Origin of the sequence: Salinibacterium sp. SWN139 (assembly GCF_015864625.1) — a bacterium.
Taxonomy (GTDB): Bacteria; Actinomycetota; Actinomycetes; order Actinomycetales; family Microbacteriaceae; genus Rhodoglobus.
On the sequence record NZ_JADYWV010000002.1, the window covers coordinates 524,005 to 540,083 of the forward strand.

The window sequence follows — 16,079 nt, forward strand, 5'->3', positions numbered from 1 at the left end:
CGTTAGCCAGTGTAGGCCAGCAGCCGCGTCGAGCGGGGTACTACGGCAGAACGATTACTTGCGCGCCGAAGACGAGACCAGCGCCAAAACCGATCTGAAGGGCGAGGCCGCCGCTCAATTCGGGGTGTTCTTCGAGCAGACGGTGTGTCGCGAGCGGGATGGATGCTGCCGACGAGTTGCCCATGTCAGCAACGTCGCGAGCGATCACTACAGACTCGGGCAGCTTCAGTTGCTTCGCGAACTCGTCGATGATGCGCATGTTGGCCTGGTGAGGGATAAACGCAGCGAGGTCTTCTGCGGTGATTCCCGCGACATCCAAAGCTTCCTTGGCAACCTTTGCCATGTCCCAGACTGCCCAACGGAAAACGGTCTGGCCCTCTTGGCGGAGGGTCGGCCACGCTGCTTCGCCCTCGCGGAAGTCGACGAGGGTTGCGTTCATTTTGATCGCGTCAGCCTTCGAGCCATCCGAGCCCCAGACCGGAGCCGAGATGCCAGGGGTGTCGCTCGGGCCAATAACGACAGCGCCGGCACCATCAGCCAGAAGGAACGAGATGCTGCGGTCGGTGGGATCGACAAGATCAGAGAGCTTCTCGGCGCCGATCACGAGGGCGTATTTGGCCGCTCCCGCGCGAATCAAAGCATCAGCCTGAGTGACCGCGTAGCTGAAGCCTGCGCAGGCAGCATTCACGTCGTACGCCGCGGCGGGGTTGGCTCCCACGCGGTCGGCGACAACTGCAGACATCGAGGGTGTCTGCAGAACATTGCTGATCGTCGCGATGATGACGAGGTCGATCTCCGACGGGTCGACGCCAGACTTCTCAATCGCTTCGCGAGCGGCATCTGTGGCGAGATCGACCGCGAGGATGCCCGCTGACGCGCGACGGCGGGTGATCATGCCGGTGCGCTGCTGAATCCACTCATCGCTCGAGTCGATTGCTTCGACGAGCTGATTGTTGTCCACAATCAGGTCACCGCGGGCAGCGCCATAACTGTAAATCTTGGTGAACTGTGACCCGGCGGACTGGGTGAGGGTGGGTGCGGTCATGCGTTGGCCTCCATCAGGTCAAATGCTGCGGATAGATCGTCTGGTGTCTTCACGGCGACGGCCGGGATGCCCCGGAGTCCCCGCTTGGCGAGGCCTACAAGAGCGCCAGCGGGCGCAAGTTCAATAATTCCGGTGACGCCGGCATCCGCCAGTGAGTTCATCGTGAGATCCCAACGAACCGGCGACGACACCTGCCCCACGAGGAGATCGACGAAGTGTGACCCGCTCTCGATGAGCGAACCGTCGCGGTTGGTGTAGATCGGCACTGTGGGGTCGTGTGCCGTGAGGGTCGCAGCGAATGTCTCGAGGTGGGCGACAGCTGGTTGCATGTAGCGGGTGTGGAAGGCTCCCGCGACCTGAAGCGGAATAACCCGCGTTCCCTTGAGGGGGTCTTCGGAGAGCTTCGCGAGAGCATCCAGCGCTCCGGCAACAACAATTTGTCCGCCACCGTTGAAGTTCGCTGGCTGCAGTCCCAGCTCGGCAAGACGCTCAAGCAGCGCCTCTTCGTCTCCGCCGATGACGGCGGACATGCCCGTGGATTCCAGCGCGGCGGCAGAAGCCATTGCCGCACCACGCTCGACGACAAAGCGCATCGCGTCGCTTTCGGAGAGGATTCCGGATGCCGCGGCAGCCGTGATCTCGCCGACCGAGTGTCCAGCGACCGCACCGATGTGCTTGCGGCGATCGCCTGCCGTCAGTGCGCTCAACGTGAGTAGTCCAGCGGCGACGATGAGCGGCTGAGCGACTGCGGTGTCACGGATGGTGTCGGCATCCGACGTCGTTCCGTGGGCGATCAGGTCGATGCCGGCGGCTTCTGAGATCGCGCCGAGTTGGTCGCGCAGAGAGGAATCTTCGAGCCATGGCTCGAGAAAACCGGGGGTCTGGGAGCCCTGTCCGGGCGCTACTACAACAATCACTTAGCTAGTCTGCCAATCTTTCGTCGGAATCGCTTGGATAAGCCCACCAAAGCTTGGAGGGATCGTTGTGTGAACTCACCAAAGCGGGATAGTTAGCGGGCGCGTCCCGGCTCGGGATCAGAAATGGACCCCACGATGAGGGCCGCTTGCAGAATCAACGCCTCCCGTGCACCAGTCGCATCCCAGCCAATCACTTCGCTGACTCGCTTCAAGCGATAGCGCACCGTGTTGGGGTGCACAAAGAGTTCGCGAGCAGTGGCTTCAAGAGAGCGACCATTGTCGAGGTAGCACCACAGAGTCGTCAGTAGATCGGTCGAGTGTGCCTGAAGCGGTTTGTAGATCTTGTTGATGAGAGTCGACCGTGCCAACGGGTCACCCGCGAACGCGCGCTCCGGCAGCAGGTCGTCGGCCATAGTCGGTCGAGGCGCATTGCGCCAGGAGCGCGCTACCGCAAAGCCGGCAAGAGCAGCTTTTGCGCTCTTGGAGGCGTCGACCAAGCTCGGCACTTCTGGCCCGAGCACAAGGTGCCCGCTTCCGAATCCCGGCTCGAGCTGCTCGGCGATCGTGATGAACGGCAGGGGCTCAGCATCTTCCGCCTTTTCTGAACGGGGAGCTGCGCGACCAATAACGAGCACGAGTCGACTGCCCTGCACCCCGATGAGAACGTCAGCGTCGAGATGACGAGCTGTTCGCCGAAGCTGATCGACGTCGAGCTGGCGTGGAGACGTTCCGACGAGGACACAGACCTCGCCGTGACCATTCCATCCCAGCGCCGCGATGCGACTCGGAAGTTCGTTGTCGTACTCGCCACTCAGAATCGAGTCCACGACGAGGGCTTCAAGGCGGGCATCCCAGAGTCCACGAGCTTCTGCCGCACGAGCGTAGACATCTGCCGAGGCAAACGCGATTTCCCGCGAGTACAACAGGATCGCTTCCCGCAAGACGTCGTCATCCGCTTTCACGCGCGCTTCAACAACTTCGACGGCGATCCGAATCAGTTGAAGCGTTTGCTGCAGTGAAACTGAACGCAAAAGTTCTCGCGGGGCAGCCCCAAACACGTCCGCCGCAATCCACGGCGTCGTCGTCGGGTCTTCAAACCAGCTAATGAAGCTCGTGATGCCAGCCTGAGCAACTAAGCCGACAGCGGAACGCCGCCCTGGTGGCATTTTGCTATACCAGGGCAGCGTGTCCTCAAGCCGCTTGAGCGTTGCTGTCGAGAGTTCGCCCGTGATGACACGTAACCAGGCGAGTGTTTGCGCCTTAGTTTTTTGTACCGGGGGAATGGTTGCGACCTAGCTTTCGCCGCCGGCAGAACCGGTGGTGCCTTCGTTGACGTCGTGAAGGCTGTACTTCTCAATCGCTTGAGCCGGAACAGCAGGATCCATCTCGCCGCGCTTCACGAGCATCTCCAAAGTACGAACGACCATCGAGTGGCTGTCGATCTTGAAGAAGCGGCGTGCAGCAGCTCGTGTGTCTGAGAAACCGAAGTCATCAGCACCCAAAGTCGCGAACTCGCCGGGAACGAACGCCCGGATCTGATCGGGGACCGCGTGCATGAAGTCGGTGACGGCAACAAACGGGCCCTTGGCATCCGCGAGCTTTGTCGTGACGTAGGGAACGTGAGGTTCTTCGTTGGGGTAAAGGAAGTTGTGCTCTTCAGCAGCAATTCCATCGCGACGAAGCTCGGTCCAGGATGTAACCGACCAGACATCGGCTGCAACGCCCCACTCTGAGGCCAGAATCTGCTGAGCCTCGAGCGCCCACGGCACTGCGACACCGGATGCCATCAATTGAGCCTTAGGGCCAGTGATAGTCGGCGACGACAGGTGGTAAATACCCTTCAGCGCACCCTCGACATCGAAGTTCTCCGGCTCAGCAGGCTGAACAAGTGGCTCGTTGTACAAGGTCAGGTAGTACATGACGTTGGGGTCTTCGTGCTTGCCGCCGTACATCCGCTCGATACCCGCGCGCACTATGTGCCCGAGCTCGTAGCCGTACGCAGCGTCGTAGCTCACCACTGCGGGGTTGGTGGATGCCAACAGGATCGAGTGTCCGTCAGCGTGCTGCAGTCCCTCACCCGTCAGTGTCGTGCGACCGGCAGTGGCGCCCATGATGAAACCGCGCGCCATCTGGTCGCCGGCAGCCCACATGGCATCGCCCGTGCGCTGGAACCCGAACATCGAGTAGAAGACGTAGACCGGGATAAGCGGCTCACCGTTGGTGGCGTAGGAAGTGCCGACGGCCGTGAAAGCAGCAAATGCTCCTGCTTCGTTGATGCCAACGTGCACGATCTGGCCCTGCGGACTCTCCTTATAGGCCAGCAACTGCTCGCGGTCTACCGAGGTGTAGTGCTGCCCGGCGGGGTTGTAGATCTTCGCTGTGGGGAAGTAGGCGTCCATGCCGAATGTGCGTGCCTCATCCGGGATGATCGGCACAATGCGGTTACCGATGGACTTGTCGCGCAGGAGGTCCTTGAGCAGACGGGCGAAGGCCATGGTGGTGGCGATCTCCTGCTTGCCGGAGCCCTTCTTGACGACGTCATAGGTCTTTGCTTCGGGAAGCTCGAGCTGCGTGTACTTAGTGCGACGCTCAGGCACATAGCCGCCAAGTTCGCGCCGGCGCTCTTGCATGTACTGAATGGCCTCATCGTCTTCACCCGGGTGGTAGAACGGGGGCTGGTACGGATCTGCTTCGAGCGCGGCATCCGTAATCGGGATGTGCATTTCATCGCGGAACTTTTTGAGGTTGTCGAGCGTGAGCTTCTTCATCTGGTGGGTCGCATTGCGGCCCTCGAAGCTGGGGCCGAGGCCGTAGCCCTTGACCGTCTTCGCGAGGATGACCGTCGGCTGGCCCTTGTGCTCACTGGCTGCCTTGAACGCGGCGTAGACCTTGCGGTAGTCGTGGCCACCACGCTTGAGGTTCCACACATCGTCGTCCGAGAGGTGTTCAACCATCTTGAGCGTGCGCGGGTCGCGACCGAAGAAGTTCTCGCGAACGTAAGCGCCAGACTCTGCCTTGTAGGTCTGGTAGTCGCCGTCGGGAGTGCGGTTCATGAGGTCGCGTAGTGCGCCCTCAGTGTCGTTGGCGAGCAGGTCATCCCACTCGCGGCCCCAGACAACCTTGATGACGTTCCAGCCGGCACCCCGGAAGAAGCTCTCGAGCTCCTGAATGATTTTGCCGTTACCGCGAACGGGGCCGTCAAGTCGCTGCAGGTTGCAGTTGATGACAAAGTTGAGGTTGTCGAGCTTCTCGTTGGCTGCCCACTGAAGGGCGCCACGGCTTTCGACCTCGTCCATCTCACCGTCACCGAGGAATGCCCAGACCTGCTTCTCTGACACATCCTTGATGCCACGGTTGCTGATGTACTTGTTGTTCTGGGCCTGATAGATCGCGTTGATCGGACCGAGACCCATCGAGACTGTGGGGAACTGCCAGAATTCCGGCATGAGGCGCGGGTGCGGGTAGCTCGAGATGCCATTCGGTGCCTGTGACTTCTCTTGACGGAAGCCCTTCAGCTGGTCTTCGCTCATGCGACCTTCGAGGAAGGCGCGAGCATACATGCCGGGGGAGGCGTGACCCTGGTAGAAGATTTGGTCTCCACCAGATTCGTGGTCTGCACCACGGAAGAAGTGGTTGTGTCCTACTTCGTAGAGGGCAGCAGACGACGCGTACGTCGAGATGTGTCCGCCAACGCCGACACCGGGACGCTGTGCGCGGTGCACAGTGATCGCGGCATTCCAGCGAATCCACGCACGGTAGCGTCGTTCGAGTTTTTCGTCACCCGGAAAGTCGGGCTCATCTTCTTTGGCGATGGTGTTGATGTAGTCCGTTGTCGGAACCATCGGCACACCAAGGTGCAAGTCTTTAGAACGCTTGAGAAGGCTGAGCATGATCTCGCGACCGCGCTCGTGGCCTTGTGCTGCAACGAGGGAGTCGAGTGATTCGTTCCACTCGGCGGTCTCCTCCGGGTCCTTATCGGTGTTGGTTACCGAGTATGGGTCCTGGTCGTTTACCGTCACCGTTGACCTCTTTCGTGTAGAGAACAGAGTCGTGCGAGTCGAGGCACTACCGGGTTGCGGATGTGATGGGATCGACTACGCCCATCGATTCTAGTTGTCGAATGCGGCAAGATTCGAACCGGGCCAATTTCTCCCGCAATTGTGGGGAATTTGAACGGTTTTCTGGGGGAGGGTTTCGTATGACAATCACGCGAGGGGCTGTTGCGCCCGATTTCGAGTTGCGCAATCAGCACGGGCAGACGGTCAGTTTGCAGGAGTTGCTTTCGCGGCGTGCGGTGCTCGTTGTCTTCATTCCTCTCGCATTTTCGCCGGTCTGTGCCGCTGAGGTCGCCCAGCTTAACGACTGGCATGACATCGCAGCCAGCGCGGGAGTCGAAGTTGTGGTGATTTCGGTTGACTCTGTGGCTACGCTGCGGGCGTGGTCGGATGACACGGGCTTCCGCCTCTCGCTGCTGTCGGATTTTTGGCCTCATGGCGCGGTCGCGAAGCAGTTCGAGGTGTTTCTGGAGGACAAGGGATTTGCTCGTCGAGCGAGTTTTCTCATCGATCACAACGGTGTAGTGCAGAGCGTTATCGAGTCTGCGTTGGGGGAGCCGCGAGCGTTTTCTGACTACGAGCACGCAATTGTGGCGCTCACTTCCGCCGCCGATTCATAGATTTTGTGGGTGTGTGCAATCGGTCGTCAAAAGCCGTGTAACATTATCGAGCGCTGCTTCGCATTGCGTCGCTGCGGGCCTTTAGCTCAGCTGGTAGAGCGCCACGTTTACACCGTGGATGTCATCGGTTCGATCCCGGTAGGGCCCACCGCAACAGAAAACCCCCGTCACTGACGGGGGTTTTCTTCGTTTTCCGGCCGTTTTCAGCGGTATGATCCGTGCACGATTGACGTCGATACACTCGGGTCGACGTCGCCTTGCGAGGTGGGACATCATGTCGAATGAGTCACTGGATCCTGTGCTGGACACGGCACGCAATCACGCCACCCGCTATCTCCACGGACTAGCCACGCGACATGTCGGAAGTCGGCACGGTCGCGACGAGATGATGGCGAACTTGCGCACACCGCTTGCGGTGTCGGGAGAGGACCCCTCGGCCGTCATCGATCTGCTGGCGAGTCAGGCTGATGTCGGCATGACGGCATGTAGCTCACCGCGGTACTTCGGCTTCGTGATCGGTGGCACGCAACCGGTCGCCCTCGCCGCAGACTGGCTCGTGTCGACCTGGGATCAGAATGCCGGCATCCATGTGATCTCACCGTTCTCGGCAGCGATAGAAGAAATTGCTGCCGAATGGATGCTGGAGCTGCTCGATCTCCCGCGTGAATCCTCTGTCGGTTTTGTTACCGGCGGCCAAATGGCGAACTTCACGTGTCTTGCAGCGGCGCGACACAACGTGTTGAGGCGCGTCGGGTGGGATGTCGAACTCGACGGCGTTGCGGGGGCGCCGCACGTGAATCTGGTGGTGGGGGCAGGGGCTCACATCACCATTGATGTTGCATTTCGTTATCTCGGGTACGGCACTCGTTCACTGAATGTCGTTGAATCTGATGGTCAAGGACGGATGCGTGCGGATCGTCTGCGCGATCTTGTGGCGACGCTCGACGGGCCGACGATCATTTGTGCCCAAGTCGGCAATGTCAATAGCGGGTGCTTCGACCCGGTGAGAGAAATTGCACAGATTGCTCGGGATGCCGGCGCGTGGCTGCACGTCGATGGAGCATTCGGTTTGTGGGCACGAGCGAGCGCAGAGCTCGCCCCGTTCGCGGATGGAATCGATCTCGCAGATTCTTGGTCGACGGATGCGCATAAGTGGTTGAACGTTCCCTACGACAGCGGGCTCGCGATTGTGAGGCACTCGGCGGATCATCGTGCCTCGATGACGTCGTCGGCTGAATACCTCATCCAAACTCACGGAGTTGAGCGGGATGCGATCGATTGGGTTCCTGAACTTTCGCGACGGGCGAGAGCGATCCCCATTTATGCGGCTCTGCGCACACTCGGGCTCGACGGTATTGCCGATCTCATTAATCGTGGCTGCGCACGAGCTCGGCAAATGGCTGCGTTGTTGGGGCAGGATGCCGGAGTGCTGATACTGAACGATGTTGTTCTGAACCAGGTGCTGGTGCGTTTCGCCAACGATGATGACATCACGCGGGCGGTGGTGGCTGGAGTTCAAAAAGAAGGAACCTGCTGGGTGAGCGGAACAACGTGGAACGGCCACGCCGCGATGCGCGTATCGGTCACCAACTGGGCTACTTCAGCAGAAGACGTTTCGCGAAGCGCTTCCGCGATTCTGTCTCTTTTTCGCGGCCTGCACTGACGCTCGGTTCCGTGGCGATGCGCGCGGACCATGTCGACAACTGCAGCATTCAGAGTCGGGCCGTTTGCGTTCATCGGCGCGGCCACAGTGGGGGAGAGGGGCAAACCGCAGTCTTCTGGATCGGCATATCCCTCATATTTGTTGCAGTATCTGTTCTGAGTACGGCTCGGCATACCCGCAAAACATTGGTATCGCCTTAGAATTTGTGCATGGCATTCCACGACGACGTTGACGACGCGAACGATGCGAACGACAAAACGTCTTCAGAGCATGAGTTCGAACTACCTTTCCCGAAGCCTGCAACCGGTACTTCTTCCGGTTCAGATTCGGCACCCGACACGACCGCTGACGGTCTTGTCGACCTGAGCGAAGCATCCACTGAGGGCATATTTAATCTGGATGCTGCGCTCAACGCAGACGCGTCCCAGCCGGTTGTGCCGCCCGCAGACTCTGCCACGCCGCCCACGCCGCCCGTAGGCACGTCGGGTTTTGCGCCGATTGATCTCAATGAAGAGTTCCAGCGCTCCGACGTCGCAGACGCACTCGACCAAGGCATGCCCCCGTGGGCAATGGCGCCTGCTCCTGACCCAACGCAGGCCGTTTCGCAACTTGATGCGCCGAGCGGTAGCGATGCAGAACAGCCCGCTTCACCGTCCGCTGCGTCTCACGACGACGACGACGATGATGACCCGTACCAAATTCCGGCCGATTACACGACACCCGATTTTTTTGCTTCGCGCATTTCTCGACGACGCACACCTGAGGAGATGGAAGCTCAGGCTGCGGCAGTAGACGCAGAGAACGATGCACTAGCCGCCGCTCTCGCAGCGGGCGAAGCCGCAGCTGCCGGTGAGCCCACGCCGATCGAGCCTTCAGCGGTCGAGGCGGAGGCCGTCGAGAACGAGATCGTGGCTCCTGCAGCGGTTGATTTCGCGCCGGATGAGTCTGCCCCGATCGAGTCTGCCCCGATCGAGTCTGCTCCCGTTGTTTCTGAGCCCGTCATGCCAGCGGCAACTGACTACGATCACGATCTCGGTGCCTTTGATCTCGGCGCAGTTGACTCTGAAGACGATTCCGAAGAATTCAGCTTCGAATCGCTCTTTGGTACGCAAGAACCAGAGCCGCAAGCAACTAACGCAGCCACGGACGACTCACCGTTTGGAGACGCACCCTGGGCTGAAGTGTCCCCGGTTGCCGGTGACAGCTCCGACCCGATTTCAGCTGAATCGGATGCGCCCGCGAACCACATTTGGAAGCTCGGACCACTCGAACCCAACGTGCAGGGTTCTGCTCCTGAACCCACGCCCGTCGAACCGCAGGCTGCGGCAGAAGCTCCGCTTCCAGTGGAGGACGTCATCGATGGTGCCCCGATGTGGAACCTCGATGGCCAGGATGCACCGGCAGTCGTAGACGCGCCGAGCCTCGGCAGCGACGGATTCCTTTCGCTCGATGACGTGCTCCCTGCCGCGACCAACGATTCGGATGTCGAGAGCGACGACTCTGTCACTGATGTCGGCACCGACACCGATACCGACACCGACACCGACAGCGATGCTGGCGCTGATACTGCGGCACCTGTTGCGGACGCACCTATCGGTCGCGAAGCTGACACCACAGAAGCACCGGAGGCCGCAAGTGCGCCACCGGTCGAGAGCGTTGCTGCTTTTGATCTTGACGCAGCTTTTCGAGAGGCCGCCGTTGCTCCCGAGACTTCGGCTGAGCCTACGACGAGCGAGTTTCTTGCACCGCCCGCTCCCGAATCTGCGATCGAGCCCGACTCCGCTGCGGCACCAGAACTGCCGGCAGAGTCGGAAACGACGAGCGAACACGCTAGCGCGCTCGATTCTGAGCCCGTTGAGCCTGCTCAGCGAGTAGAGCCCGCCGAGCCTGCTCAGCGAGTAGAGTCCGCCGAGTCCGCTCAGCCAGTAGAGTCCGCCGAGCCTTTTGCTCCGGTTGGGCTCAACGAGCCCGCTGCTCCGGTCGAGACCACCGCAACGGCGTCCGAGCCAGTCGCCGAACAGCCTCTCGACGATTTCTTCCCCGCTCCGGCAGCAGACTCTGTTCTCGAGTCGCCTGCTCGGACCTTCTCCGACGAGGCAGCGACCGACGATTCTGCGGAACCAGCCGAATCAGCCGAATCAGCCGAATCAGCCGAACCAGCCGAACCAGCCGTCGCAGAATCGCTCTTCGGTCACCGTGAATCATTCATCGCGCCGTCAGAAGAGCTGGCAGCACCGGCCGAGTTCCCGGTACCAGTAGAGCAGCCTGCCCCGGTTTCGGATGAAGCCGAAGAGACATTCGACAACTTTGTTCCTGCGACTCCAGAGGTTCCTGCGACTGCAGAAGTTCGAGCTGCTCCTGAGCCGCTGGATGCCCCCATCATCTCCGAGGCGGTTGCTGACATAGCCGCCCCCGCGTCAGATGTCGCGGTGGAGCCGGTCGCTGAGTTCCCTCAGTCAGAAGAACCCGCCGCGTCAGAAGAATCTGCCGCGCCAGAAGAATCTGCAACGCCAGAAGAGCCGGCCGAAACAGTCGAGGCAAGTCCCGCTCCCGCAGCACCGTTCGTCTCGAGCTTCGCTCCGGAAGCGTCCTTCACACCGGTCGCGGAACCAGCTCCCGCGGCGGATGAGATCCCCGCGGCCCCAATCGCTCCTCTGGCGGATCAGGCGATAGTTTCCGAAGAACACTCTGCTGCCGAAGAACAGCCAGCGGCTGCAGAAACTGCGACAGAGGATGACGTTCCTACGCCTCCCACCCGCCGTTCGATGGCTGACAAAGACATTCTTAACTGGGCTGATAGCCCCGAGAGTCAGTCAACGGGAACGCTGAGCGTCATTGAGGTTCTCGAAGCTCAGTTGCGTTTGCGTGAAGAAGAAGCTCGCGAATACCGTGAGTGGGAAACCACGTTCCGCTCTCGAGGTGGCCCTGTCGCCGATCAGGTTATCGAGCAAGTTCGGTCTGAATTTGCTGATGTCGTGGAGCGAGATGAAGCTGCCGCAGCAGCGGATGTGACTCCCGCACCAGTCGCGCCTCAGGCAGAGTCCGCAGATCAGGCGGTAGCTCAGCCCGAGCCTGAAACGCCCGAAACCGCGAGCGCGACACCGGATGCTCTCGCCGAGGTGCCGGAAGATTCGACCCCAGCACCAGCACCTGCTGCGGCCGCAGCACAATTGCCCGCGTGGGATGTTCCGCCACCCAGCGAATCGTGGTCGCCTCCGGCTGACTTCGACGACGAAATTCCCTTCGCCGCTCACGCAGATCCGACCGAGTCACTCAGCCTTCCTGCGGTGGGCGATGTCCCTGAGCAGCCTTCGGTTCCCGCTGCGCCGGCCGCAGAATCATTCGCCGCTCCCGCAGTCGAGTCCGAAACACCCGCTGCTCCCGCTGCGCCTGAAGCGCACGTAACCCCAGAAGCACCTGCTGCTGAAGTGCCGGCAGAACCTGACGCTGCAGCAGAACCTGCTGAGCTAGCATCCGAGCCAGCACCTTCTGAGTCCGATGCCAACTCCGGCTTCCTTCGCTTGGGTGATAGTCCTGAGGTTCCCGAAGCCGCAGCCGAAGCCCCTTCAGTTCCAGAGGTTCCCGCAGCGCCGGCCGTGCCTGAAGTCTTCGCGGCGCCGACTGCTTTCGATATTCAGTCAGCACCCGAGTTCCCGGCTGATGAAGATGGCGACTACGACGAGGTCGAGTTTGCTCCGCCAGCCCTTGTAGAGCCGGATGTTGCGCCAAGCGTTCCACGTGCAAATTTGGATGAGCATGTCTCCTTCGGTGACTTCGGATTTGCCCCGCCGCCGGCAGAGGTCACCTCCGGTGACACTGGCGCTGCTGATTCTGGGGCTTCGGCTGCCGAGCCGGCCGCCCCGGAAAACGACGCACCCTTCGCGTTCGATCTCCAAGCGGACGCTCCGATCGCCCCTGAAACATCGTTGGCTTCGGCTGCAACTGAGGAATCGCCCGACCAGGATTTCTCAGAAATGTCTGCTGTGACACCCGAGCCGGTTGTTGAAACTAGTCCTGATGACACGGCCGCTGACGTCGCCGTCGAAGCAGCCCCAGCGGATTCTGCTGCAGCGTTCAGCTTTGCCTCGAGCGAAACACCCAAGTATGTTGCCCCCGAGGCCATCAGCTTTGATGATCTACTGAAGACCGACGACATTGTCGACGCGGACATCGATTCCGACGCTGATGAAGCTGATGTTGACCCGTTGCAGGCACTTCTCGCCAACGCAGCGCCGCCGCTGCAAGGCGATCCACTCTCGGAGGTGCAGACCGGCTCGATGCCTGTCGCCCAGGCCGCATTCGAAGCTGGAGTAGAAGATTCAGAGTCGGATGAGGCTGTCGACGACAGCGACCGTCTGTCGTACCCGGCTGAGCTTTCCACTGCTGCACTCGGTGCTGATGTCAGTACTGCGCCCGCGGACGCTGCCGTTCTCGATAGTGATGACGACGATGACAGTGAAGACGATGTGATTCCCTTCGCTGCTGGAGCGACGGGCACCGCGATTCTTGGCGGTGCCGCTGTTGCTGGCGCTTCGCTCGCGTCTCAGCCAGCGCCGACCGGCGCTCCGGCACCTCTCGCTGCACCTGTTGCATTCGAAACGAGCGCTGCGGCTGCTCCTGTTGACTCGATGCCGCAGCCTGTTGCTCATTCGACCGCTGTGGTGGCTCAGCAGCCGCTCGGTCTAGATGAAGTTGCTCCCACCGCTCAGCGCGTGTTCAGCCTCGAAGAGAGCGGTCTTGAGCCGACTCCGGTAGACCGTCGCATCGGTCATGCTGCACGTCTCTTCTGGCTCTGGTTTGCTGCAAACTCGTCCATTGTGAGCCTCGGTCTTGGTGCTGCAGTGTTCGCCGTGGGGATGAGCCTTCGCCAGTCGATCGTCGCCATTCTCGCCGGTGTTGCGCTCTCATTCATTCCTTTGGGCCTCACGACTCTTGCCGGCAAGCGCAGTGGTCAGCCAACAATGGTGGTTTCGCGATCAACGTTTGGTCTCCTCGGCAACATTGCGCCCTCGGTCGTCGCTCTCGTGGCGCGACTCTTCTGGGGAGCAGTGCTGTTGTGGGTATTGGCTTCGTCGGTCGCGATTGTGCTGGTCGGCTCTGACCTCAATGGTGGTCTCGGTGACCGGCAACTGCTTCTCATCGCCCTGGCATTGTCCTTCCTTATTGCACTCGTGATTGCGTTCGCGGGTTACCCGCTGTTTGCGCGCATCCAGTTGATTTTGAGCATCATTTCGGGAGTACTGATTGTTGGCCTCATTGGCTTCACTGCTCAGTACATCGACGTGTCGCAGGCGCTCACGACTCCTGATGGTTCGTGGTTGCTGACGGTAACCGGTGCCGTGCTTGTCTTCAGCTTCCTCGGTTTGGTCTGGGCCTACAGCGGTGCCGACATTGCTCGCTACCAGCGTCCGTCGTCGAGCGGCCCCGCGTCGATGCTGTCTGCAACGTTCGGTGCGGCGCTTCCCGCCTTCGTGCTGATCGCATACGGTGCACTTCTTGCCGCATCCGACCCGGCGATTGCTCGCGGGTTCCTCGCTTCTCCGCTCGACACGCTGCTGCTTCTGCTGCCGAGCTGGTACCCCATTCCGCTGCTGTTGGCTGCCGCGCTGAGCCTGCTTTCAGGTATCACGCTGAGCCTCTACTCCGGTGGGTTCGCGCTCCAGGCGATTGGGGTGCGCGTGCCGCGCCAATGGTCGATCGTGATCGTTGGAGTCGTGCTGGGTGCTCTTGGCATCCTGTTCGCGTTCGGCGTTGATGGTGGCATCAATGAACTGTTCCGGGATGTCGCAACCACGCTCGCTGTGCCTACCGCTGCGTGGGCTGGCATCTTCGCCTCTGAAACGATGATTCGCACTCGCAAGCTCGACAGCGCTGGGCTCCTAGCCCGCGGTGGCGTCTATGCCGATGTTCGTTGGGTCAACCTCGGCGCTTACATCGTGATCTCGGTGATCGGCTTCGCTCTGACGAGTGCGACGATCAGCTGGCTTTCGTGGCAGGGTTACGGCTTCACAGCACTCGGCATTGATCTGAGTTCTGACCTCGCAGGAACCGACCTCGGTGTGCTCGTCGCGCTTGGCCTCGGAATCCTGACGCCGCTGGTGGCAGGTATTCCCGCGATTCGCCGTCAAGAGGCCGAGCAGCCTGAGCGCGCACCGCGTCCCGCCTAGACTGAACGCGTGTCTACTACTGTCGCTCATGTCCTTGCCGCGGCCGAACGGCTCTGGCCCGCATCCGGTGCCGAGTCATGGGATGCCGTGGGGTTAGTCGCAGGAGACCTCGACGCCCCGGTGTCCACGATTTCTCTCGCCGTAGATGCCGTGATGGACACCGTTGACGAGGCGATCGATAGTGGCGCGGACATGCTCATCACACACCATCCGTTGCTCTTACGCGGGGTTACTTCGATTGCCAGCGACCGCTACAAAGGAGCGGTGTTGACCAAGCTTGTGCGTGCTGAGTGCGCTCTCTTGGCCGCACACACGAACGCGGATGTCGTAGAAACCGGAACGTCGGGTCGCTTCGCCACCAAGCTCGGCTTGTCGTCGATCGCCCCCATCGTCGCCGGTCAGACTCCGGATCGCGGCATTGGCCGCACGGGGCAACTGCCGGAGCCAATGACGCTCGGGCGTCTTGCTCGCCTCATCGCAGAAATTCTCCCGCCTACCGCTACCGGAGTGCGTGTTGCTGGCGATTTTGATCAACTCGTTCAATCGGTGGCGTTGTGTGGGGGAGCGGGTGACGCATACTTGAACGAGCCTGCCGTGTTGGCGTCGGATGTCTACATCACGAGTGACCTGCGGCATCATCCGGCGTCTGAAGCTCGTGAGAATGCTCGGCTTCTGAATGGCCCGGCGTTGATCGATGTCTCGCATTGGGCGAGTGAATGGTTGTGGCTCGACGCTGCAGCCGAAGAGTTGCGGGCATTGCTACCAGACGTAACGATTACGGTGAGCGAATTGCGCACCGACCCTTGGGATTTTGCGGTTGTGCAGTAAGCACACCGGTATACAGAGAGAAACATGACTATGGCATTGACCGCTAGCCCCGCTGACCAAGCGCTGCTCCTCGACCTGCAGGCCTTTGACACGAAGATCGCCCAGTTGGAGTACCGTGCGAAGAAGCTTCCTGAGCACGAAAAACTTACCGAACTGAAGCAGCACCGCGACAAGCTTCAGCTGACGATGCTCGAAGAGCGTGGGATCAAAGAAGATATTGAGCTCGAGATGAGCCGTATTGAGTCGGATGTCACCGTGGTAGAAGCTCGCATTGCTCGGGACACTTCGCGCCTGGACGCTAGTTCGTCGGCGAAGGATGTCGCTGCGCTCGAGCAGGAACTTACCGCGCTGCGCACCCGATTGAGCAACCTCGAAGACATTGAGCTCGCGGTTATGGAGAAGCTCGAAGCGCAGCAGAAGGTCGTCGATAACCTTGCGGAACAGGCCGACAATCTTCGGACTCAGGCTGCTGAGCTGGAGGCAAGCCGCGATGAGGCTCTTGTCGTGATCGAGACGGAGCTGGGCGCGACGCGCACCGGTCGTACCGCTTTGCAGACCACCATCCCCGACGATCTCTTGGCGCTCTACGAACGCCAGCGTGAGCGTTATGGCGTCGGTGCTTCGTTGTTGCGTGGCGGAGTCTCACTGGCGTCCGGTGTAAAGCTGCTCGAGAACGAAATGCAAGAGATCCGTGCCGCAGCGCCCGACGCCGTAATCATGTGCGCCAGCAGCGAGGGCATTCTCGTGCGCACGAACGAGTCGGGACTCTAAGCCCTTTCTGAAG

General features: G+C 60.7%; 9 protein-coding genes and 1 tRNA gene. 6 read left to right on the plus strand and 4 right to left on the minus strand.

Annotated elements, in window-relative coordinates; translation table 11 throughout:
- Positions 1–40 precede the first annotated feature (40 nt).
- The 4 genes from I6E74_RS07700 to aceE all read right to left on the minus strand — a co-directional run bounded on the left by I6E74_RS07700 (position 41) and on the right by aceE (position 5,981).
- Entirely contained in the window at positions 41–1,045 is a 1,005-nt protein-coding gene (locus I6E74_RS07700) for a beta-ketoacyl-ACP synthase III (RefSeq protein ID WP_197124473.1), read from the minus strand.
- Entirely contained in the window at positions 1,042–1,962 is a 921-nt protein-coding gene (locus tag I6E74_RS07705; RefSeq protein ID WP_197124474.1) for an ACP S-malonyltransferase, read from the minus strand. Before I6E74_RS07705 ends, I6E74_RS07700 begins: the two co-directional genes overlap by 4 nt.
- Positions 1,963–2,054: 92 nt before the next feature.
- Positions 2,055–3,128 carry a CdaR family transcriptional regulator gene (locus I6E74_RS07710; RefSeq protein ID WP_231601162.1) on the minus strand — a complete coding sequence of 358 codons (1,074 nt, stop codon included), beginning with the start codon at positions 3,126–3,128 and terminating at the stop codon, positions 2,055–2,057.
- Positions 3,129–3,254: 126 nt separating this feature from the next.
- The gene (gene aceE / locus I6E74_RS07715) at positions 3,255–5,981 is read right to left on the minus strand and encodes a pyruvate dehydrogenase (acetyl-transferring), homodimeric type (RefSeq protein WP_197124475.1); all 2,727 of its coding nucleotides are present in this window, start codon (positions 5,979–5,981) and stop codon (positions 3,255–3,257) included.
- A gap of 179 nt (positions 5,982–6,160) precedes the next feature.
- Between aceE and I6E74_RS07720 the strand changes: the two genes are divergently transcribed.
- The 6 genes from I6E74_RS07720 (at position 6,161) to I6E74_RS07745 (ending at position 16,066) form a co-directional block, all read left to right on the plus strand.
- Positions 6,161–6,637, plus strand: coding sequence for a redoxin domain-containing protein (locus I6E74_RS07720; protein WP_197124476.1), 477 nt, complete (start codon positions 6,161–6,163; stop codon positions 6,635–6,637).
- Positions 6,638–6,712: 75 nt separating this feature from the next.
- Positions 6,713–6,785, plus strand: a tRNA-Val gene (locus tag I6E74_RS07725).
- A 126-nt stretch (positions 6,786–6,911) separates the two neighbouring features.
- On the plus strand, positions 6,912–8,300 hold the full coding sequence (locus I6E74_RS07730; protein WP_197124477.1) for a pyridoxal-dependent decarboxylase: 1,389 nt from the start codon (positions 6,912–6,914) through the stop codon (positions 8,298–8,300).
- 209 nt (positions 8,301–8,509) lie between these two features.
- The gene (locus tag I6E74_RS07735; protein WP_197124478.1) at positions 8,510–14,467 is read left to right on the plus strand and encodes a cytosine permease; all 5,958 of its coding nucleotides are present in this window, start codon (positions 8,510–8,512) and stop codon (positions 14,465–14,467) included.
- Between the two features lie 9 nt (positions 14,468–14,476).
- Entirely contained in the window at positions 14,477–15,295 is an 819-nt protein-coding gene (locus I6E74_RS07740; RefSeq protein ID WP_197124479.1) for a Nif3-like dinuclear metal center hexameric protein, read from the plus strand.
- A gap of 24 nt (positions 15,296–15,319) precedes the next feature.
- Complete coding sequence (locus I6E74_RS07745; protein WP_231604841.1) at positions 15,320–16,066, plus strand: zinc ribbon domain-containing protein; 747 nt, start codon at positions 15,320–15,322, stop codon at positions 16,064–16,066.
- Positions 16,067–16,079: the final 13 nt, after the last annotated feature.

Bases quoted from the DNA above. Each gene is read 5' to 3' on its own strand.
- I6E74_RS07745 (WP_231604841.1), top strand. From the start codon at position 15,320: ATGACTATGGCATTGACCGCTAGCCCCGCTGACCAAGCGCTGCTCCTC.
- I6E74_RS07700 (WP_197124473.1), bottom strand. From the start codon at position 1,045: ATGACCGCACCCACCCTCACCCAGTCCGCCGGGTCACAGTTCACCAAG.
- I6E74_RS07735 (WP_197124478.1), top strand. From the start codon at position 8,510: ATGGCATTCCACGACGACGTTGACGACGCGAACGATGCGAACGACAAA.
- I6E74_RS07720 (WP_197124476.1), top strand. From the start codon at position 6,161: ATGACAATCACGCGAGGGGCTGTTGCGCCCGATTTCGAGTTGCGCAAT.
- I6E74_RS07730 (WP_197124477.1), top strand. From the start codon at position 6,912: ATGTCGAATGAGTCACTGGATCCTGTGCTGGACACGGCACGCAATCAC.
- I6E74_RS07710 (WP_231601162.1), bottom strand. From the start codon at position 3,128: ATGCCACCAGGGCGGCGTTCCGCTGTCGGCTTAGTTGCTCAGGCTGGC.